Source organism: Bradyrhizobium sp. AUGA SZCCT0222 (assembly GCF_018130205.1).
Classification (GTDB): domain Bacteria; phylum Pseudomonadota; class Alphaproteobacteria; order Rhizobiales; family Xanthobacteraceae; genus Bradyrhizobium.
This window is the reverse complement of sequence record NZ_JAFCLX010000012.1, coordinates 114,330-134,369: the sequence shown is the minus strand read 5'-3', so window position 1 is coordinate 134,369 and position 20,040 is coordinate 114,330. Positions and strand designations below refer to the sequence as shown.

The following is a 20,040-nucleotide window of genomic DNA, read 5'->3' as shown; positions in this document are numbered from 1 at the left end:
CACCACCGTACCGCTCGGGGTAAGCGCAGGCGGTTGGAACGGGGCACACTTTTCGGCTATCAAGGCTCCCTCGCCAGCCGGAGATCAGCCCTGATGTTAGCCCCTACCCCCGCCTCGCCCGAGTCTGCCGGAATGTCGAAGCCGGCGCTTGACCGTCTCGAGAACCATCTGAAGCAGCGCTACATCGACGCCGGCCGCTTCCCGGGAACGCAGGTCCTGATCTACCGCCGTGGCAAGGTCGTGCACTCCACCGTGCAGGGCTTTGCCGACATCGAGCGCAAGGTCCCGGTCAAGGACGACACCATCTTCCGCATCTATTCGATGACCAAGCCGATCACGAGCGTGGCCTTCATGATGCTGCTCGAGGAGGGCCGCGTCGCGCTCGACGAGCCGGTCCATAAATACATTCCGGAATGGAAGAACCTCGGCGTGTTCCAGGCCGGCACCTTCCCGGCCTTCCTGACCCGGCCGCCGTCGCGGCCGATGCTGATCGTGGACCTGTTGCGGCACACCTCGGGTCTTACTTATGGCTTCCAGCAGCGCTCCAATGTCGACGCCGCCTATCGCGAGAACAAGATCGGTGAGGTCATCAAGGCCGGCACGCTGCAAAGCATGATCGAGGACCTCGCCAAGATCCCGCTGGAATTTTCGCCGGGCGAAGGCTGGAACTATTCGGTTGCCACCGACGTCGTCGGCTATCTGATCGGCAAGATCAGCGGCATGCCGTACGAGCAGTTCCTGAAGGAGCGCATCTTCAATCCGCTCGGCATGAACGACACCGACTTCTTCGTGCCGGCAGACAAGGCGCATCGGTTCGCGGCCTGCTATTCCGCCGGCGTACAGATCGGCATGACGGCCGGCGAGGCCACATTGAAGCTGCAGGATGACCCGGCTACGAGTTCGTTCCTTACCCCGCCCTCCCTCGTCTCCGGCGGCGGCGGCCTGTGCTCGACGGCGGCCGACTATCTGACCTTCTGCCGGGCGCTCCTCAATGGCGGTGAGCTTGGCGGCGTCAGGCTGCTCGGTCCGAAGACGCTGAAGCTGATGACGTCGAACCATCTGCCTGGCGGAGCGGACCTGCCGGCGATGTCGCGTTCGCTGTTCAGCGAAGCGGCCTATAACGGCATCGGTTTCGGTCTCGGCTTTGCCGTCACCATGCATCCGGAGCAGACGCTGATTCCCGGCAGCCCCGGCGAATACAACTGGGGCGGTGCGGCGACGACGTCGTTCTTCATCGATCCCGCGGAAGAACTGATCACGATCTTCATGACGCAGGTGCTGCCGTCGAGCGCCTATCCGCTGCGACGCGAACTGCGCACCCTGGTGTATTCGGCGATCACCGACAGCAATCTCTGAAGCCGGAGCCTCATCCCGCGGCATGATCGCCGCGGGATAGATGGCCTGCTACTTCAACATCTCCGGCACGATCAGGCGCGGCAGGAACAGCGACACGCTGGGCCAGATGATCAGCGCCGCCAGCACCAGCATCATCGGAATCAGCATGATCACCGTGTCCTTGAGCGCATAGCGCAGCCTTACCCCTGCGATCGAACAGGCAATCATCAAGCATAGTCCGTAAGGCGGCGTCACCAGCCCGAACGCCAATGAGACGATCGAGATGATCGCGAACTGCACCGGATGCAGATCGACCGACCGCGCCAGCGGCTCCAGCACGGTGCCGACGATCACGATCGCCGGAATGGCGTCGAGGAAGCAGCCGACGACGAGAAAACAGAAGGAGATGAAGAAGCCCGCCGCGATCGGTCCCATGCCCCAGGTCGAGACATTGGCGAGCAGCCCCTCCGGTATCTTGTAATAGGCGAGGAGCCAGCCGAATGCGCTGGCCGTGCCGATGCAGAACAGCGCGACCCCGGCGAGGCGCCCGGTGTCGAGCAAAGCTTTGTAGAGCTCCTTCGCGCCGGTCTCCCGGTAAAAGAAGGTCGACAGCGCCACCGAATACAGCACCGCGACGCAGGCGGACTCGGTTGCCGTGAACCAGCCGAGCAAAATGCCCCCGACGATGATGAACGGCGTTATCAGCGCCGGAATGGAGCGCCAGAGCGAGCAACGCATCTCCACCCAGCTCGACTTCGGATAGGTCGGATAGCCGCGGCGCACCGCATAGACGTGCACAGTCACCATCTGCGCGCCGGCGATCAACAGTCCCGGGACGATGCCGGCCAGGTACATCGCGGCGATCGATGTCGAGATCAGCCCGCCCCACACGATCATCAGGATCGACGGCGGGATGATGACCGCGAGCACCGCCGACACCGCGGTGATGGCGATGGAGAACGAGAGGTCGTAGCCCTCCTTGGTCTGGGCATCGATGAAGATCTTCGACTGGCTCGCCGCATCCGCGGTCGAGGAGCCGGAAATGCCGGCGAAGAACACCGACAGCACCACATTGATCTGTGCCAGCGAGCCCGGCCAGTGCCCGACCATCGCGCGCGACAGCGCCACCAGACGGTCGGTGATGCCCCCGATGCTCATCAGGTTGGCCGTCAGCAGGAAGAACGGCACCGACAGCAGGATGAAGGAATTGTAGGCGTTGAAGGTTTCCTGCGCGAGCATCATCATCGACAGCCGCGGCTCGATCAGCAGGATCGGCAGGCAGGCGAGCCCGAGCGCGAAGGCGACCGGTACGCGGATGATCAGCAGCCCGATGAAGGTGCCAAACAATACCAGCGCGGCCTCGCCGGAGGAGAGAACACTGCCGCTCATCGCTGAGCCCCCATCAGGATTCGCATTTCATCGACGATCTGTTCGCCCGCGAAAGCGATCCAGGTGAAGCCAGCCACCGGCCATGCGACGTGAATTAGCCAGAGCGGCAGATCGGCCAGCTCCGACGTCCTGTTCCAGGCAAAGCGCGTGAACTCGATGCCCGCCCACACGAACACCAGCGCCAGCGCCAGGATGCCGAGGCGCGCCAATATCCGCACCGCAGCCTCGGAGCGCCGCGACAAATCGGGCCACACATCGACTTCGAAATGCTGCGCCTCCCTGACGCCGACCATCGCCCCGATCATGATGGTCCATATGAACAGGAACCGCGCCATTTCCTCGGTCCAGATGTAGGACGGGATGAAGGGCGTATAGCGCGAGATGATCTGCAGCGTGACGGGAATGACCAGGATGCCGACGCAGGCGGCGAGCAGGATTTCCAGCAATTTGCCATAGGCGCGCGTCAGTCGCCGCCACAGAGAGGGGTTGAAATCGATCGGCAGTTCGGTCATTGGCGCCCCCGCGCGGTAATACTCATCGAACGGGGCAAGCGGTGAAGCTTGCCCCGAAACTCCGGTCTGCGACGGGCAGCCGTCTTATTTGGGCATGATCTTTTCGGAAAACCGGTACCCACTTTTCCGGATCATGCCCTAGGCGATGTTGATTTTTTCGAAGATACCCTCGGCGCCGATTTCCTTGGCGTAGGTGGCCATCACAGGATCGGCGAGCTTCTTCATGGCGTCGCGCTCCTCGAACGGCACGCGCTTGAGCTTGCCCGCCTTCTCCAGCGCGTCGAGCTTGATGACTTCCTCACTCGACTCGAGCTTGCGACCGAAATCACCGGCCTCCTTGCCCGCCTTCATGATGGCGTCCTGCAGATCCTTGGGCAAGGTCTTGAGCGTTTTGACCGAGAAGCAGATCGGGCGGATCGACACCGCGTGCTGGGTCAGATTTAGGTGCGGTGCGACTTCGTAGAACTTCATCGCCTCGACGCCGGCGGCTTCGTTTTCGCCGGCGGAGATCACGCCATTCTGGATGGCGTTGTAGACCTCGTTATAGGCGATGACCGTCGGAGACATGCCGGCGGCGGCAAACGTCTTCGACCAGATCGGCGCGCCCTGTACACGCACCTTGAGGCCCTTGATGTCGGCCAGATTCTTGAGCGGCTTGTTGGCGAAGATGTTGCGGATGCCGCCTCCGGAGTAGCCGACCAGCACCACCTCGGCCTTCGCAGCGACTTCGTCGGCGATCGGCGCCAGGATATTCGCTTCAACGACCTTGTTCATGTGGTCGATGCCCTTGAACACAAAGGGAGCATCGATGAACGGCGCCGCCTTGGCGAAGGTCGACATGTGGGCCGGCGAGACGATGCCGTAATCGACCGCCTTGCCCTGCGACATGTACTCGAAATACTGCTTCTCGAGACCGAGGGACGAGTTCTTGTGCAGCGTGAAATTGACGGGCTTGCCGTAATACTTCTTCACCAGCTCTTCGAACCGAACCAGCGCCTTGGTAAACGCGTGGTCGTCGTTGAATTGCACGGCGCCGTTCAGCGTGACAGGCGCCTGCGCTTTCAAAATGGACGGCATTCCAAGAACGCCCGCGGCCGCTGTCGCACCGAGCCCAGCCAATACAGTTCTGCGCTTCATGTTGTCCCTCCCTGTGCTCCGCCCTTGTACCGGGTCGTGAGCTTTGCCGACGTTGCGGCTTGCAATTTTCCGAGCGTATTCAAAAGAGCGCTGCGATGGAAGCTAATTCCAATGCGCGGATCGAACAGCATAGTGCTGCAGCATACGCAATGATGCGGCGCACCACGCAGGCCGCCGCACCGCCGGTCACGAATGCGAAATCGGACTAAAATCCTTGGCGGATGCCGGTTGCTTCTCCTATGCTCGCGGCGGTTGGGGGCCGATCCGGGACGAGCATTGCCAAAGCTTTCACTGCCGATGCGTCTCGTCCTTCTGGTGACGGGAACCACGCTGCCGCTGATCATTTTCGCGGCCGGCATCGTTTTCAACAATTACGTCCAGGACCGCAAGGACGCCACGCAGCGCGTGCTGGAAACCGTGCGCGGCATACGTCTCGTGCTCGATGCCGAAATGCTGCGCATGACCGGCGGGCTTCAGGTGCTGTCGCTGACCAACGCGCTGCGGGAGGGCGACTTCGACGGTTTTCGTCGCATCGCTACCGGTTTCCTCGAACAATACGGCGAGGACGGCGTCGTGCTGGTGGCAGACCGTGAAGGGCGCCAGCTGTTCTCCTCGGTCACGCCTGACACCGCCACCCTTCCGCTGCGCAACAACCTCGACATCGTCGAGAAGGTCTTCGCGACCAAGCGTCCGCACTACTCGAACCTGTTCACCGGCGTGGTCAAGAAGAGGCTGATCGTGACGGTCGAAGTGCCGGTCACTCGGGACGGCGAGGTGCTCTACGCCATATCCTTCAGCCCGCCGATCGAAATTTTCCAGACCATGATCGAGCAGCAGCTTCCGGGCCTGGACTGGACGATTTCGATTTTCGACGGCGAAGGCGTCAATTTCGCGCGTGTGCCGAACCCGCAGAACACCATCGGCCAGCGTGCATCGCCGTCGCTCTATGCGGAGCTGTTCCGCAAACCAGAGGGAACCTTTGCGACCGTGTCGCTCGAGGGCGTGCCGCTGATCACCAGCGTGACGCGCTCCTCGCTCACCGGCTGGACGGTCGCCGGAGGGATTGCGGAAAGCTCGCTGGTCGCGCCCCTGTGGCGCAGTCTCGCGATCACCAGCGTGATCGGGGGCGTGCTCCTGCTGGTCGGCCTTGCCTTTGCGGTGCGGATGGCGACGGCGATTGCCCGCGGCGAGATGCTGCACGATCTCCTGATCGACGAGCTCAACCACCGCGTCAAGAATACGCTCGCGATCCTGCAGTCGATCACCACCCAGACCTTCCGCAGCGCCAGCCGGGCCGAGCGCGAGAAATTCGAGGGCCGGCTGGGTGCGCTCGCCGAAGCGCATAATCTGTTGAGCCAGGAGAAATGGCAGGGCTCCGAGTTGCAGGACGTCATCGCACGGGTTCTCAAGCCCTATCTGCTCAACAATCCGGATCGGGTGCGGATGTTCGGACCGATGGTGCCGCTATCGCCGCGGCTCGCCGTGGTGCTGTCGATGATCGTGCACGAGATAGCGACCAATGCCGCAAAATACGGTGCGCTGTCGAACGACAGTGGAATCGTTACGCTGGATTGGGAGATCATCGCGCAAAGCGATGGCCGCAAACTTCGGATGATCTGGACCGAATCCGGCGGGCCGCACGTTTCTGCGCCGGTGCAGCGCGGTTTCGGCTCGCGCCTGATCGAGCGCAGCGCGCGAGACCAGCTCGGCGGCGAAGCCACCGTCGACTTTCTGCCGCGCGGCGTCGTCTGCACGGTGACCGCAGCGCTCGAGCAGGAGACTTGAGCGGACAGCGATTTCGACCGCGACGAGCCGCGGCGCGTGTTCGAAGGACCGAACCGGTGGATGTCACCGCAGGCGGGAGCCGGGATGGGGTTGCCCGCAACCAAAGAGCGACAACGAGTCGCACCGGCCAAGCCGCCCTGCAGCTCGACCGGTCGGGGAGTTTTTGCGCTGGCCTATCGGGCCGAAGGCGGCGCTTATTTAATGAGCTTCAGATACGGCGGCAGCCGCGGGCCTGGTGCGGCCTTGGTGCTTTGCGCAGCCTGAGCATCCGTCACCATCAGGTCGCACAATGCCTTAAGTTCGGAATCCGTCACCCGATGCAGTTCCATCCGAAGCTCGAGAATGGCCAATGACAGCAATCTCGCGGTCTCCGGGCTGGCCTTATCCATCAGAAACGCCCGGCATTCCTCCAGCGTTGCGAGGAGCGACAGCAATCGTTCTTCTGAATGGGCCGCCGGCATTTTTTCAGTTCCTGAGCTTGCAAGGTAGATTGGAGGCGGTCCGGATCGTCGCTTCATGAGCCTCTCCACGAAAAAGGCACCCAAAATAATTCGGCCGCTGTCACGCAATGGATCGTGTGTGAGCCTGCCTGATGATCCAGAACTTTTACTCAATTGTCCAGCGCGCTATCGATTTGAAAATCGTATCGACCGTGCTGTATTTTTTCAGATATCACGGTTGAAGCATGCGCGTGATACAAGCCAAGGGAAGTCCTCGCGTAGACCTGCAGAGGTATTTCATCGGCCCACAACCCGCCACAAATATCCGTAGAAGTACCGGGTACACAGGCGCTACGCGGTAAGTATGCTCCCAAAATCTGTGGCAAGTGAACTCGCGGTGGTTGTAGTTTGTCGAATAGTTTGCCAAATGTAGGAGCGCGGGGTTTTGCTAAAATTATGCCCCGGGCGCCAATGGCTGGAGGCAGCCGACGGCGCCGGTATCAGGGTGTTTCCAATACGCAAATGCGTTTGGCTACCATCCCGCAATCACTCGATATCCCGTGGTTCTAACGACGAACTCACGATCCTGACGAACTTAACGCGGTAAATGCGGATGAACCCCTGGCCTAATCGCTCAGGGTTTCCCGATCGAAGGACGGTAAAACCAGAATGAAAACATCAGCAGCAAAGAAGATGAAGCAGCGCAGTGCCGGCAAACCCGACATTGAATTGGGCAAGCGGATTCGCCTGCGGCGTGTTGAGCAGAAGATCTCGCAAGCAGAGCTTGGCGACAAGCTCGGCGTCAGCTTCCAGCAGGTCCAGAAGTACGAGAAGGGCGTCAACCGTGTCGGCGCAGCTCGTCTTCAGCAGATCGCTACCGCGCTCGATGTGCCCGTCACCTTCTTCTACGACGGCGACGGCAAGGCGCGTGAGGTCGAGAGCCTGCTGTTCCTCGACAGCGCTTTCAGCCTGCGGTTGTTGCGAGCCTACAGCAAGATCAAGGACCAGACCGTACAACGTCAGCTGGTGTCCTTGATGGAATCGATCGCAGCGAACGAAGACTGATCGGTCGCCTGGTGTTTTCGCGCGGACCAGGGGCCGGTTCGCGCGAAGAACACGCGTGAAAAAAAGTATGCGTCAAAAAAATACGCCGCGAACAACCACGCCTCCAACAAATCGCCTTGAACAAATCGACGTCTTCGACAAATAGAGCCCGCTGCAACAAATAGAGCCCGGTTGTGACTCCGTCAGAACGGCTCTAGCTTCCGGCGCCGCGCGCACGATCGATCAACCCAAGCGGATCGTCCGGCACCCGAACGCCCCGCCAGGCCACGTGCTGGTCCGGCCGCGACAACACCAGACCCGACAGCACCAGACCGTTGCCATCATCGGTGGCAATGTCCGCTCCCTCGACATCGAGCACCCCAAGCGGCCCCCTTAAGCGCGCCGCCGCTTCGAGCGCCGCGACGTCTGCGGCTGAATCGAACCTCAACAGCGTAAACCGCTCGCCCATGGCGTCGTAAATCGAACTGCCATCGGCGCGCCGGAAATGCGGCGTACGGCAGCTCGGGACCGTCGAGGACGTATGGCGTATAGAGGCTCGTCGTGTAGGCCGGATGAGTCATTCTTCTTGTCTGTTGCGAACCACCATAGCACGCCACAGCGAAAACGCATGGCAGGATTGGTCTTGATTCCGGACCTTGCCCGGGGTCGCTGAACCATGGCACGACAGCCGGAAGCTTCCTGAACCCGGACTGGAGTCCGAGCGATGCTAGATGTTTCCGGCAACACCGAAAATTCCTACGCCGACGGCAAGATCCTGCAGAGCGTCAGCGACGGCGTCGGGGTCATCACCTTCAACAATCCCGAGAAGCGCAACGCCATGTCGCTCGAGATGTGGGAAGGGCTCGGCAGCGCGCTGATCGAATTGCGCGACAATCCCGAAATCCGCGTCGTGATCATGGCCGGCGCCGGCGACAAGGCGTTCGTCTCGGGCGCCGACATCAGCCAGTTCGAGAAGACCCGCCACAACGCCGAGGCGTCCGAAGAGTATTCCAAACGCAGCGCCGCGCAACGCGCGCTGCTGGCGGACTATCCGAAGCCGACGATCGCCTGCATCCGGGGCTTCTGCCTCGGCGGCGGCATGCAGGTCGCGATGCTGGCGGACATCCGTCTTGCGGCCGACAACAGCCAGTTCGGCATTCCCGCCGCCAAACTCGGCATCGCCTATGGCTATGACGGGCTCAAGCACCTGGTCTCGCTGGTCGGGCCGTCCTGGGCGCGGCTCATAATGTATACCGGCATGCGGATCGACTCTGCCGAAGCGCTGCGAATCGGGCTCGTCGATCGCGTCTTCCCCGGGCCTGATTTGTGGGACGCGACCATGGAGATCGCACGCACGATTTCCGGCAACGCGCCGCTCGCGATCAAGGCCGCCAAGATCACCATCGCCGAGGTGCTGAAGGACGAAAGCCGTCGTGACATGGAATCGATCAAGCAGATCGGCACCGCCTGCATGGACTCTGAGGATTTTCGCGAGGGCCGCACCGCGTTCATGGAAAAGCGCAAGCCGAAGTTCAAGGGCAGGTAACGGTACGTAGGCCGCGTGCAAACATCCACGTCGTCCCTGCGAAAAGCAGGGACCCATACGCCGCAGCCTCTCGGCTGCGCTCAGGCGTCAGACACTTCAGCAACACAACTCGGGCCGGTGGTTATGGGTCCCTGCTTTCGCAGGGACGACGATAACCCTCGGTTCAGTTTACAACGCCGCCAGCACCGCCTTCGTAATATCCACCGTGCCGTTGCCGCCGCCGAATTCCATCGGCTTGATTCCGTCCGCATAGGCCTTGTCGACCGCGCGCTCGATGCGCTCGCCGGCTTCGGCGACGTTTTCGAGACCGTGCTTGTCGGCGAGCCAGTCCAGCATCATCGCCGCCGAAAGTATCATGGCCGTTGGATTGGCCTTGCCCTGCCCCATGATATCGGGCGCCGTGCCATGGCAGGGCTGGAACACCGCATGGCGGTCGCCGATATCCGCCGATGGCGCCATGCCGAGGCCACCGATCAGGCCGGCGGCGAGGTCGGAAAGAATATCGCCGAACATGTTCTCCGTCACCATGACGTCGAAATCCCAGGGGCGCTTCACCATCATGAGCGAACAGGCATCGACGTAAACCCGTTCGGCCCTGACATCAGGATGGCGCCGGGCGGCCTCATCGAACATCGCGCGGAAGAACGCGAACGCCCTGAACACATTCGCCTTGTCGACACAGGTTAGCCCGCCATTCGCCCGGCCGCGCGCCTTGCGGCGTTCGGCGAGACGGAACGAAAACTCGAACAGCCGTTCCGAGGTCTTGCGGGTGATGACGAGCGTCTCGCGCGCTTCGGTGTCGGTCACGACGCCCTTGCCCATCGACGCGAACAGGCCTTCGGTGGATTCCCTGATCAGAACAAGATCGATGCCCTTCTGATCGGCGCCGACGATCGGGCTCGGCACGCCTGGAATCAGCCGTGCCGGGCGCACGCCGGCATAGAGATCGAAATGCATGCGCAGTTCGATCTGCGGCGCGATCTCGGTATTGTCGGGGTAGCGTACCGACGGCAGACCGCAGGCGCCGAGCAGGATGGCGTCGGCTTCTTCGCACAGCCGCACCGTACTGTCCGGCATCGATTTTCCCGTCGCCAGATAATTATTGGCGCCAGCCGGCGCGTCGGTGAAGCGAAACTTCAGATCCGTTGTCGCCTCGATCTTCCGCAAGACTTCGAGCGCCGGAGCCATCACTTCAGGGCCGATGCCATCGCCGCCGAGTACGGCGATGTGGAGTGCGTTATTGGCGGACATGGGATTCCCGAATGGTTGAGAGAGTCATTCCGGGGCGATGCGAAGCATCGAACCCGGAATCTCGAGATTCCGGGTCTGGTCCTTCGGACCATCCCGGAATGACGGAGGCCTACGGCGTCAGCACCGCGCGCCCTACCAGCTTGCCCTTCTGCAAATCGGTCAGTGCCTCGTTGGCTTTCGCGAGCGGCATTGTCGTTACCGGGATCGGCGCGATCTTCTTGGTGCGGACCAGATCGAGCAATTCCTGGGTTTCGCGCAAATTGCCGACATAGCTGCCCTGGATCGTGATGGCCTTGATCGGAATCAGCGGCAGCGCCCAGGTCGCCCCGCCGCCGAACAGGCCGACGATCACGAGCTTGCCGCCCTTGGTCAGGCAGTCGAATCCGAGCTGCGTGGTCTGGGCGTTGCCGACGAGGTCGATCACCGCGCGGATCGGCCCGCCCGCTTTTTTCTGCAGCTGCTCCAGAGCATCAGCGGCCTTGCCGTCGACGGTCGCAAGCGCGCCCGCCGCCTCGGCGGCTTCGCGTTTGCGCGCGTCGATATCGACCATGATCGCGCCCTTGCCGCCCATCGCCTTCAGCAGCGACAGCGCCATCAGGCCGAGGCCGCCGGCGCCGAAGATCACGATCGGCGTATGCAGGACGTTCTCGACCTTTTTCAGCGCGCTGTAGGTGGTGACACCGGAGCAGGCATAGGGCGCGGCGGTGACGGGATCGAGCCCGTTCAGGTTCAACAGATATTTCGGGTGCGGCACCGTCATGTGATCGGCATAGCCGCCGTCGCAATAGACGCCGAGCGAGTTCGGCTTGACGACGCACATGTTCTCGTCGCCGCCGACACAGGTCTCGCATTTGCCGCAGCCGAGCCAGGGATAGACCAGCGTGACGTCGCCGACCTTGAGGCCACCGGTCGCGGCCTTGGCGTCGGGACCGAAGGCCAGGATCTCGCCGACGGTCTCGTGGCCCATCGTGCGCGGCAGCGAGACGCCGCGGTCTTTCAGCGACAGTGGCTTGCGCCCGTGGCCGAGATCGTAGCCGCCCTCCCAGATGTGGAGATCGCTGTGGCAGACGCCGGCTGCCTTCACCTTGATCAACACCTGCGATCCCGAGGGCTCCGGCGTCGGATGATCGACCTCTTTCAGGGGGGCATTGAACTCGGCGACCTGGAAACTCTTCATCGGTTCTCTCCCGTCATTCTTGTTCTTGAGCAGGCATTTTCGAACGGACATTTTCTCGGGATGACATTGCCACGTCCATCCAGTCGAGACAAACGCGACCTTCCGATATTCAGATCAGCGGATGATGGCAAGCCACGAACTGCCCCGATGCCACGGCGCGAAGTTCCGGCACCTCGTCGCTGCATCGTTGATCCGCGCGAGGACAGCGGGTCCGGAAACGGCAGCCGGACGGCGGCGAAATCGGCGACGGCGGCTCGCCGATCGGCACGGTCTCGGCGGGACGCACGTCCGGATCGGGCACCGGGATCGCCTCGATCAACAGCGCGGTATAGGGGTGCGCCGGTTTTGCGAACAGCTGCTCGGAAGGACCGACCTCGCACAACCGCCCGAGATACATCACCGCGACGCGGTCGCTCACCGCCTTCACCACGGCCAGATCATGCGCGATGAACAGCAGCGTCAAGCCATAGCGCGCCTTCATCTCCTCCAGCAGATTGAGGATCTGCGCCCGGATCGAAACGTCGAGCGCGGAGACCGGCTCGTCGCAGACGATGAATTCCGGATTGAGCACCAGCGCGCGCGCAATGCAGATGCGCTGGCATTGCCCGCCGGAGAATTCATGCGGCAGCCGTCCGACCACGAGCGCCGGATCAAGACCAACGGCGCTGAGCGCTTCGTCGACGAGCTGTTGGCGTTTGGCCGCATCCTTGACGCCCGAAATGATCAGCGGCTCGGCGATGATATCGCCGATCCGCCGCCGTGGGTTCAGCGATGCGATCGGGTCCTGGAAGATCAGCTGCACGCGCTGGCGCATCAGGCGCAGCGTATCGCCCTGCATCGCCGTGAGGTCCTGGCCGTCGAACAGCACCCGGCCCGAAACCGGCCGGCGCAGCTGCAGCACCGCGCGGCCGAGCGTCGACTTGCCGCAACCGGATTCGCCGACCAGCCCCAGCGTTTCACCGCGGGCGATCTGCAGGGACACGCCGGACACGGCATGCACGATCTTGTTGCCGACCGGATACTCAACGACGAGGTTATCGACGTCGAGCAGCGGGTCGTTTGAAACGGCCGATAAGGCTTGCTGCATCATGCGCCGGCACTCGCGCTGGCGTCGATCGGACGGAAGCAGGCAAATTGGTGACCGGGCGAGTCCGCTTCCTCAAGCCGCGGCTTCTCGACATGGCATTGGGCCCACGCATAGCGGCAGCGCGGCGAGAACGAACAGCCTTTCAGCGGCCGGGTCGGATCGGGTGGACGGCCCGAGATCGCCGGCAGCGGCGTATGTGGCGCGGCGTCGATCTTTGGAAGCGCGGCAAGCAGCGCCTCGGTATAGGGCATCCGCATTTTCTTGAACAAGGCCGGCGTCGGCGCACGCTCCACCACGCGGCCGGCATACATCACCGCGACTTCGTCAGTGCGGCCGGCGACGACGCCGAGGTCGTGGGTGATCAGGATCATCGCCATATGCCGGCGGCGCTGTTCGCGCGCCAGCAAATCGAGGATCTGCGCCTGGATCGTGACATCGAGCGCGGTGGTCGGCTCGTCCGCGATCAGCAGCTTCGGTTCGCACGACAGCGCGATCGCGATCGCCACCCGCTGCCGCATGCCGCCCGACAGCTGATGCGGATATTGCATCAGCCGCTGCTCCGGCGCGGGAATGCCGACCGCGGCGAGCAGCTCGATGCCCCGTTTGGTCGCAGCCACCATGTCAAGCTCGAGATGCTCCTGCAGCGTCTCGATCAACTGGGTGCCGATGGTCAGCACCGGATTGAGCGAGGTCATCGGGTCCTGGAACACGACCGCCAGCGAGCGCCCACGCAGCTTGCGCAGTTTCTCCGGTGACAACTGCAGCAGGTCTTGTCCGTCGAACATCACGCGGCCGGAAAGTTTTGCTTTTTCCGGCAGCAATTGCAGGATCGCGCGGGACAGCATGGTCTTGCCGCAACCGGACTCGCCGACCACGCCGAGCGTCCGACCGGCGCCGACGGTGAGGTCGACATGGTCCACCGCGCGCAGATTGCCGCGCGGCGTCGGCAAATCGACGATGACATCCTCGACGGAAAGCAGCGTACTCTCTGTCACAGCGCGCCCTGACGAGGGTCGGTGAGCGCCCTCAGCGTGTCGCCGACCAGGTTAAAGGACAATACGGTCAGGAACATCGCGATGGCGGGAATGAAGGCCAGCCGTGGTGCCATCTCGAGACTTTCGCGCCCCTCCCCGATCATGCTGCCCCAGCTCGATATCGGCGGCGGCACGCCGAGACCCAGGAACGACAATGAACCTTCGGCCACGATGGTGATGGCGACGGCGAGCAGGAAGAACGCAAACAAGGGCAGCATGACGTTGGGCAGCAGCTCGCGCAGCAGGATGCGCGTATGCGTCGCGCCAAGCGCCTGTGCCGCGATCACGAATTCGCGGCGCGCCAGTGTCAGCGTTGCCGCCCGCGCCACCCGCATGAAGGCGGGAACGCCTAGCAGGCCGAGAATGAAGGTCAAATGCAGGATCGACTGCCCGAGATAGGCGGTCACGGCCAGCGCCAGGATCAGCGGCGGAAACGCCAGCAGCACATCCATGCTGCCGACCACCACCGATTCGAACCGGCCGCGGAAATAGCCCGCCAGCATGCCGAGCGCGCCGCCGAAGGTAAGCCCGATGATCGGCGCACAGAGCCCGACAATCAGCGAAATCCGCGCGCCATAGATCACGCGGGCGAGTTCGTCACGGCCAAGGCCGTCGGTGCCAAGCCAGTGCTCTGCCGAGAACGGCGCGCGCTTCTCCAGCATGTCCATGTCGGTCGGGCTCGGTAGCGGCAGCACGTCGGCGAAGATCGCCACCGCAAACACGAACATCATCCAGACGATCGCCATCCAGAACAGCGGTCCGAGCCGGCGGCCACGCCGCGCCGGGGCTTCCGCAATTGACGCGTCGATGCCGAGTTCAAGCGTGGCCATGGCGGATCCTCGGATCGAGCATGGCGTAGAGCATGTCGACGATGAAGTTGATCAGCACGAACCCTGCGCCGACCAGCAGCACCACGCCCTGCAGAATGATGAGGTCGCGCGTAGCGATGGCGCCGACCAGGAGCCGGCCAATTCCCGGCAGCGCAAAAACCGTCTCGACGATGACGGCGCCGCCGATCAATCGCCCGATATTGATTCCGGTGATCGTGACCAGCGTGAGCGACGAAGGCTTGAGCGCGTGCACGAACAGGATGCGCGATGCCTTCAGGCCTTTGGCCTTGGCCAGCGCGATATAATCTTCCTGCAGGGTTGCGATCATGTCGGAGCGAAGCACGCGCATGATGCCGGGCCATTCGGCGAGCGCAAGCGTCAACGCGGGCAGCACCATGAACCGCAGGTTTTTGGCCGGATCTTCGCCGAAGGGCACGTAGCCCGTCGCCGGCAGCCAGCGCAACTCCACCGCAAACAGATAGATCAGCAGGATCGCCGACAGGAAAGTCGGCACCGACAGCATGCCGAAAGCGGTGCCGGTCATGAAGCGGTCGAACGGCCCCCCGCTGCGCGCCGCGCAAATGATCGCCAGGGGAACGCCGATCGCGAGCGCGATGACCTGGGCCAGGACCATGAGTTCCAGCGAGATCGGAAGCCGCTCGGTAACCGCCTGCAATACGGTTTGTCCGGTGCGGAACGATCGGCCCAGATCGCCTTGGAGGATGTTGCCGAGCCAGCCGAAGTAACGGACCCAGATCGGCTGGTCCAATCCCATTTCCTGACGAAGGGCTGCGACCTTCTCCGGCGTCGCCTGATCGCCGAGGATCGTGTAGGCGAGATCGCCTGGCAGCAGCGACGCGATCAGAAACGTCAGCAGTGATACCGCGATCAGCACCGGCACGAGATACAGGAGCCTTCGCGCGACGAAACCCAGCATGCGCTGTTATTCCAGCCAGACGCGGGATACGTCGACGATTCCGCTGTACATCTTCGGCAAGCCTTTAACCTTCGCGCTCGACATTGCGTAATAGGTGTTCTGGAAAGTCCAATACCAGATCGCTTCCTTGTTGATGAGCCGGCTGATGGCGCAGTAATCCTCGGCGCGCTTGGCCTGGTCGGCGGTGACCCGCGCGCGGTCCAGCAATTGATCGAGTTCCGGGTTCGAGTAATTGGCCAGCGCAACCGGGCTGCCGGTGCGGAAATTGGCATACATCTGGACGTCGGGATCGGCGAGATCGACAATCCGCCATGGCGTCACCTGAAACTGGCGCATGAAGGCACGTGGCGGAATCGTGGCCTGGTCGACCTGTTCGATTTCCATATTGGCGCCGACCCGCTTCCAAAACTGTTGCAGCACCTGGCCGGTGGCGCGCCCACGCGGCGTCGCCGTGACCAGCATCTTGAATTCGACCGGCTTGCCGTATTCCTTGATCAGCGCCTTCGCCTTCTCGGCGTCTTCGGGAAGCGCGCCGTCATCCTTGCACTTCACCCAGGAGCCGTCGCCATAGGGGTTGGTCGCCGGCCTTGCGAGACCATTGGTCAGCGCCTGCGACATCTTCTTGCGGTCGAGCGCCATCACCAGCGCCTGGCGCACGCGCACGTCGTCGAACGGTGCGACTTTTGTGTTGAAGGCGGCGACCGCCGCGCCGGAGCCGGCATAGGTATGCACCGTCAGCTTCGGATCCTTCTGCGCCTTCTGGATATTGTCGGCGTCAGCCTCGTCGTCCCAGATGACATCGGCTTCGCCGGATTGCAGGCTGGCGAAACGCGACTGCGCGTCCGGCAGCGGCTTCAGGACGATGCGATCGAGATAAACGCGGTCCTTGTCCCAGTAGTCCGGGTTCTTCTCAAGCACCAAGCGGTCGCCCGCGGTCCAGGATTTCAATATGAACGGTCCGGTGCCGACCGGATTGCGGTTGTAGTCGTCTCCCTTGGCTTTCCACGCCGTCGGTGAATGCACGGAATTGTTCCCGCTTGCGAAGCTCACCAGCGCCGGCATGTTCACCGAAGGATCCTTCAGATTATAGACCACCGTCAGTTCGTCGGGCGCCTCCACGGAATTGACGAACGCAATGTAAAACGCGCAACGGCACTTGTTGGCGGGATCCTTCTGCCGGTCGACATTGTCCTTGAAGGCTTGCGCATTGAACGGTGTGCCGTCGTGGAACTTGACTCCGGGCCGCAGCTTGAAGGTCCAGGTCTTGAAATCTTCGGAGGACGACCAGGACAGCGCGAGCTTTGGTTGCACGACGCCCTTGTCATCGAGATAGGTGAGGGTGTCGAAGATCGCCGCAGCCGCCGTCAAGGCGGCCGTATCGTACACGCCGACCTTCAGCGGGTCGAAGCCTGCAATATCGAGTTCCAGCCCCATCGTGATGCTGCCGCCCTTCTTCTGGGCGCTGGCGGGAACGGCACACAGCGAGACTGCAAATCCCGCCACAAGAAATAATCGCGCGAGTGCGCTCGCTCGGACCGCAGCTGTCATGGATGCTCCCTCTCAAAGTGTCGTCCGTCCGGTGTTCCGGATCGTCGATGGCTGACGGTAAGATTGTCTGGAATCGCAGCCACGGGCAAGACCGATCGCAAGGCGGGATGAAAAGCCGCAGGCTCAAGCCTCGTTGCCGATTCGCGATTTCCCTCAGCCGCGCGCCGACTTCGGCGGTTTGCCGGCAAAGGCCGCGATTTCGTCTTCCGACAGGCCGGTCTCTTTCAGATAGGCACGCGTGTGCTCGCCAAGCGTCGACATGCGTTTCGCGGCAGAAACCCTGGCGCCCGACATGCGGAACGGCAGGTTGAGGACCTTGAAGCTGCCGCCGCCATCCTGGACCTCCGCCAACGCGCCGCGATGGGCGATCTGCGGATCCTTCAGCGCCTCGGCCACCGTGCGATAGGCCGATGACGGCACGCCGTGCTCATTGAGTGCGACGAGACACTGCTCGGTCGTCACCGCGCGCGACCACGCCTCGACGCCCTCCATCAGGCTGCCCCAGTTTTCACGGCGATCGGAATATTTCGCAAAGCGCGGGTCGCTGACCCACTCAGGATGACCGATCACCTTCATCAGGCTCTGGAAGGTCTTTTCGCTGGCGATCGCGACCATGACGTAACCGTCCGAGGTTTCGATTGGGCCGAACATCGGCCGCTGCGTCGCCTTGACCTCGAATTGCGACCACTGCACTTCGTTCAGTGTCAGACTCAGCATCGATTCCAGCATCGAAACGTCGATGTGCTGGCCCTTTTCGCTGTGGGCGAGCTGATACAGCGCGGCCGAGATCGCGCCGAACGCGTAGACGCCTGTGAGCACGTCGGCATGATAGATGCCGCAATAATCCGGCCGGGTGCGCCCGGGCTGATAGGCCAGATGCGCCATCTCATACCCCGAGGCCGCATGGATCACCGGCGCGTAGGCCGGCAGTTCGGCCGACGGCCCGGTCTGGCCGTAGCCGGAGATCGAGCAGTAAATCAGTTTCGGATTGAGGGCGTGCAGTGAAGCGTAGTCGAGCTTCAATCGCCGCATCACACCGGGCCGGAAATTCTCGACCAGCACGTCCGCGCCCGCGACCAGCCGGCGAACGGCTTCCACGCCAGCCGGCGATTTCAGGTCGAGCACGAGGCTGTTCTTGCCAACATTGAGCTGCCCGAACGCGGTGCTGCAGTTGTTCCGCACCGGCGGGCGGGTCCGCATCGTCTCGCCTTCGACGGTTTCGATCTTGATGACCTCGGCGCCCATGTCGGCGAGCATCCGCGTGCAGTGGGGTCCGGCGATCGTGGTTGAAAAATCTATAACGCGCAGGCCGGCGAAGCTCCCTGTCAAATTCCGCTCATCTGGATTATCTATAGTCATACTCAAAGCTCCCTCGGCCTTGCGGCTTCTCGTTCGCCTTTGGTTTTCCTGGCGCGGCATGACCCTAAATTGCGCGGCCACGGCATGGAAGCGTTTCTCCAGGAACCACCGGCTATCTGGCGCATTGCCGTAGATGAAAGTTGGACCTTATCTTGCATAAGTCATAGTCAGGATTGGTGCGAGGGCGTTCCTTGAAGGTCTTATTCGTAACCACGGAAATGGATGACTTCGTCCGGGTGGGCGGTCTTGCCGCCGTTTCCGCCGCCCTGCCCCGGGCGCTGCGCCCGTGGAGCGACGTTCGGATCATGTTGCCCGGCTACCGGGACATCCTCGAACAGTTCACCCACATTGAAATCGTTGGGCAATGCGCGCCTTTGGCCGAGATGCCGGCCTGCTCGCTCGGCCGGGCGTCGACGCGAGACGGCCTGCCAGTTTATGTACTGTTGTGTCCACAACTTTACGACCGGCCGGGTAACCCCTACGGCGACGAATCCGGGCGCGACTGGCCGGATAACGACATCCGCTTCGGACGATTTGCATCTGCCGCAGCCGAGCTCGCCGCAGGCAGTCTGGACAAGAATTGGGCAGCGGATCTGGTCCACGCCAATGACTGGCAGGCCGCACTCGTACCAGCCTACCTCGCCTGGAAAGGCGTCAAGATCCCTTCGATCCTGACCATTCACAACCTGGCCTATCAGGGGCTGTTCCCGCGGGAGTCGCTGCGGCGGATCGGGGCGCCCGAAGCCTCGTTCCACATCGACGGTCTCGAATTCTACGATCAGATGTCGTTCTTGAAGGGCGGCATCGTTTACGCATCGCATCTGACCACGGTCAGCGCGACCTACGCGAAAGAGATCACGACGCCCGAGCTTGGCTGCGGGCTCGAGGGCTTGCTGCGGCAACGCTCGGACGCTTCGGAATTGACCGGCATCCTGAACGGCATCGACGAAAGCTGGGATCCGCGCGCCTGCGCGCAACTGGCGCAGCAGTTCGGCGCCGGCGATTGGCAAGGCAAGCAAGCCAACGCCGACTACGTCCGCAAGCAGTTTGGTCTTGCGGTATCGCGCGGTCCGATCTTCGGTCTGGTCGCCCGCCTCGTGCATCAAAAGGGCATCGACCTCGTTCTGTCCGCCGCCGACGCGATCGTCGAGGCCGGCGGACAAATCGTCGTCACCGGCAGCGGTGAGCCGTATATCGAACAGGCGCTGGTCGATGCGCATCGCCGCAGGCCGGACGCGATCGGCGTCGTCATCGGTTTCAACGATGGACAGGCGCGGCGAATTTTCGCCGGCAGCGATTTCACGCTGATGCCTTCGCGGTTCGAACCGTGCGGACTGAGCCAGATGTATGCGCAGCGGTTCGGATCGCTGCCGATCGGTCACCAGACCGGCGGGCTGGCGGAGACCATCAAGGACGGCGAGACCGGCTTCCTGTTCTCGCAGCCTTCGGCGGAGTCCTTCCTCGGCGGCGTGCGCCGCGCGTTCGATGCCTTCACTGCGAAAGACCGCCTCGACCTGATGCGTCGCAGCGCCATGGCGCGGTCCTTTAGTTGGGATCTTTCGGCGTCGCTCTACAGCGCGTTGTACCGCAGGACGGTGGGATCGCACGCGGCGTGATGCTGGCCCACAC

18 protein-coding genes are annotated in these 20,040 nt (G+C 62.6%); 5 read left to right on the top strand and 13 right to left on the bottom strand.

The window, feature by feature from the left end; genetic code table 11:
- Nucleotides 1–93 precede the first annotated feature (93 nt).
- Nucleotides 94–1,356, top strand: a complete 1,263-nt coding sequence (locus tag JQ629_RS13450; protein WP_212413084.1) for a serine hydrolase domain-containing protein — start codon at nt 94–96, stop codon at nt 1,354–1,356.
- Between the two features lie 48 nt (nt 1,357–1,404).
- Here JQ629_RS13450 and JQ629_RS13445 read toward each other — a convergent pair whose 3' ends face one another.
- From JQ629_RS13445 to JQ629_RS13435, 3 genes are all read right to left on the bottom strand, one after another.
- Complete coding sequence (locus tag JQ629_RS13445) at nt 1,405–2,724, bottom strand: TRAP transporter large permease (RefSeq protein WP_212413083.1); 1,320 nt, start codon at nt 2,722–2,724, stop codon at nt 1,405–1,407.
- Nucleotides 2,721–3,236: a TRAP transporter small permease gene (locus JQ629_RS13440; RefSeq protein ID WP_212265054.1), complete on the bottom strand. Its 516-nt coding sequence runs from the start codon at nt 3,234–3,236 to the stop codon at nt 2,721–2,723. The genes JQ629_RS13445 and JQ629_RS13440 overlap by 4 nt, the downstream gene beginning before the upstream one ends.
- Nucleotides 3,237–3,374: 138 nt before the next feature.
- Complete coding sequence (locus JQ629_RS13435) at nt 3,375–4,373, bottom strand: TRAP transporter substrate-binding protein (protein WP_212413082.1); 999 nt, start codon at nt 4,371–4,373, stop codon at nt 3,375–3,377.
- A gap of 276 nt (nt 4,374–4,649) precedes the next feature.
- Here JQ629_RS13435 and JQ629_RS13430 point away from each other — a divergent pair, with 276 nt between their 5' ends.
- Complete coding sequence (locus JQ629_RS13430; RefSeq protein WP_212413081.1) at nt 4,650–6,158, top strand: sensor histidine kinase; 1,509 nt, start codon at nt 4,650–4,652, stop codon at nt 6,156–6,158.
- Nucleotides 6,159–6,352: 194 nt separating this feature from the next.
- Here JQ629_RS13430 and JQ629_RS13425 read toward each other — a convergent pair whose 3' ends face one another.
- Nucleotides 6,353–6,676: a hypothetical protein gene (locus tag JQ629_RS13425; protein WP_212413080.1), complete on the bottom strand. Its 324-nt coding sequence runs from the start codon at nt 6,674–6,676 to the stop codon at nt 6,353–6,355.
- Between the two features lie 591 nt (nt 6,677–7,267).
- On the opposite strand from JQ629_RS13425, the gene JQ629_RS13420 reads away from it, so the two are divergent.
- Nucleotides 7,268–7,663: a helix-turn-helix domain-containing protein gene (locus JQ629_RS13420; protein WP_192734827.1), complete on the top strand. Its 396-nt coding sequence runs from the start codon at nt 7,268–7,270 to the stop codon at nt 7,661–7,663.
- A gap of 193 nt (nt 7,664–7,856) precedes the next feature.
- On the opposite strand, the gene JQ629_RS13415 is transcribed toward JQ629_RS13420, so the two are convergent.
- Nucleotides 7,857–8,192, bottom strand: a complete 336-nt coding sequence (locus JQ629_RS13415; protein WP_349631261.1) for an aromatic-ring hydroxylase C-terminal domain-containing protein — start codon at nt 8,190–8,192, stop codon at nt 7,857–7,859.
- Between the two features lie 174 nt (nt 8,193–8,366).
- Here JQ629_RS13415 and JQ629_RS13410 point away from each other — a divergent pair, with 174 nt between their 5' ends.
- A complete protein-coding gene (locus tag JQ629_RS13410; RefSeq protein ID WP_212413078.1) occupies nt 8,367–9,188 on the top strand; it encodes an enoyl-CoA hydratase in 822 nt (273 codons plus the stop codon).
- Between the two features lie 168 nt (nt 9,189–9,356).
- On the opposite strand, the gene JQ629_RS13405 is transcribed toward JQ629_RS13410, so the two are convergent.
- The 8 genes from JQ629_RS13405 to JQ629_RS13370 form a co-directional block, all read right to left on the bottom strand.
- Nucleotides 9,357–10,439, bottom strand: coding sequence for an isocitrate/isopropylmalate dehydrogenase family protein (locus tag JQ629_RS13405; protein ID WP_212413077.1), 1,083 nt, complete (start codon nt 10,437–10,439; stop codon nt 9,357–9,359).
- Nucleotides 10,440–10,548: 109 nt separating this feature from the next.
- Nucleotides 10,549–11,616 carry an alcohol dehydrogenase gene (locus JQ629_RS13400; protein ID WP_212265062.1) on the bottom strand — a complete coding sequence of 356 codons (1,068 nt, stop codon included), beginning with the start codon at nt 11,614–11,616 and terminating at the stop codon, nt 10,549–10,551.
- A 109-nt stretch (nt 11,617–11,725) separates the two neighbouring features.
- Complete coding sequence (locus JQ629_RS13395; protein ID WP_212265063.1) at nt 11,726–12,706, bottom strand: ABC transporter ATP-binding protein; 981 nt, start codon at nt 12,704–12,706, stop codon at nt 11,726–11,728.
- Entirely contained in the window at nt 12,703–13,698 is a 996-nt protein-coding gene (locus tag JQ629_RS13390) for an ABC transporter ATP-binding protein (RefSeq protein WP_212413076.1), read from the bottom strand. The genes JQ629_RS13395 and JQ629_RS13390 overlap by 4 nt, the downstream gene beginning before the upstream one ends.
- Nucleotides 13,695–14,567, bottom strand: coding sequence for an ABC transporter permease (locus tag JQ629_RS13385; protein WP_212413075.1), 873 nt, complete (start codon nt 14,565–14,567; stop codon nt 13,695–13,697). The genes JQ629_RS13390 and JQ629_RS13385 overlap by 4 nt, the downstream gene beginning before the upstream one ends.
- Nucleotides 14,554–15,504: an ABC transporter permease gene (locus tag JQ629_RS13380; protein WP_212413074.1), complete on the bottom strand. Its 951-nt coding sequence runs from the start codon at nt 15,502–15,504 to the stop codon at nt 14,554–14,556. Before JQ629_RS13380 ends, JQ629_RS13385 begins: the two co-directional genes overlap by 14 nt.
- Nucleotides 15,505–15,510: 6 nt before the next feature.
- Complete coding sequence (locus JQ629_RS13375) at nt 15,511–17,052, bottom strand: ABC transporter substrate-binding protein (protein ID WP_212413073.1); 1,542 nt, start codon at nt 17,050–17,052, stop codon at nt 15,511–15,513.
- Between the two features lie 153 nt (nt 17,053–17,205).
- A complete protein-coding gene (locus JQ629_RS13370) occupies nt 17,206–18,411 on the bottom strand; it encodes a CaiB/BaiF CoA transferase family protein (RefSeq protein ID WP_212413072.1) in 1,206 nt (401 codons plus the stop codon).
- A 191-nt stretch (nt 18,412–18,602) separates the two neighbouring features.
- On the opposite strand from JQ629_RS13370, the gene glgA reads away from it, so the two are divergent.
- Complete coding sequence (glgA, locus tag JQ629_RS13365; RefSeq protein WP_212265069.1) at nt 18,603–20,027, top strand: glycogen synthase GlgA; 1,425 nt, start codon at nt 18,603–18,605, stop codon at nt 20,025–20,027.
- Nucleotides 20,028–20,040 lie beyond the last annotated feature (13 nt).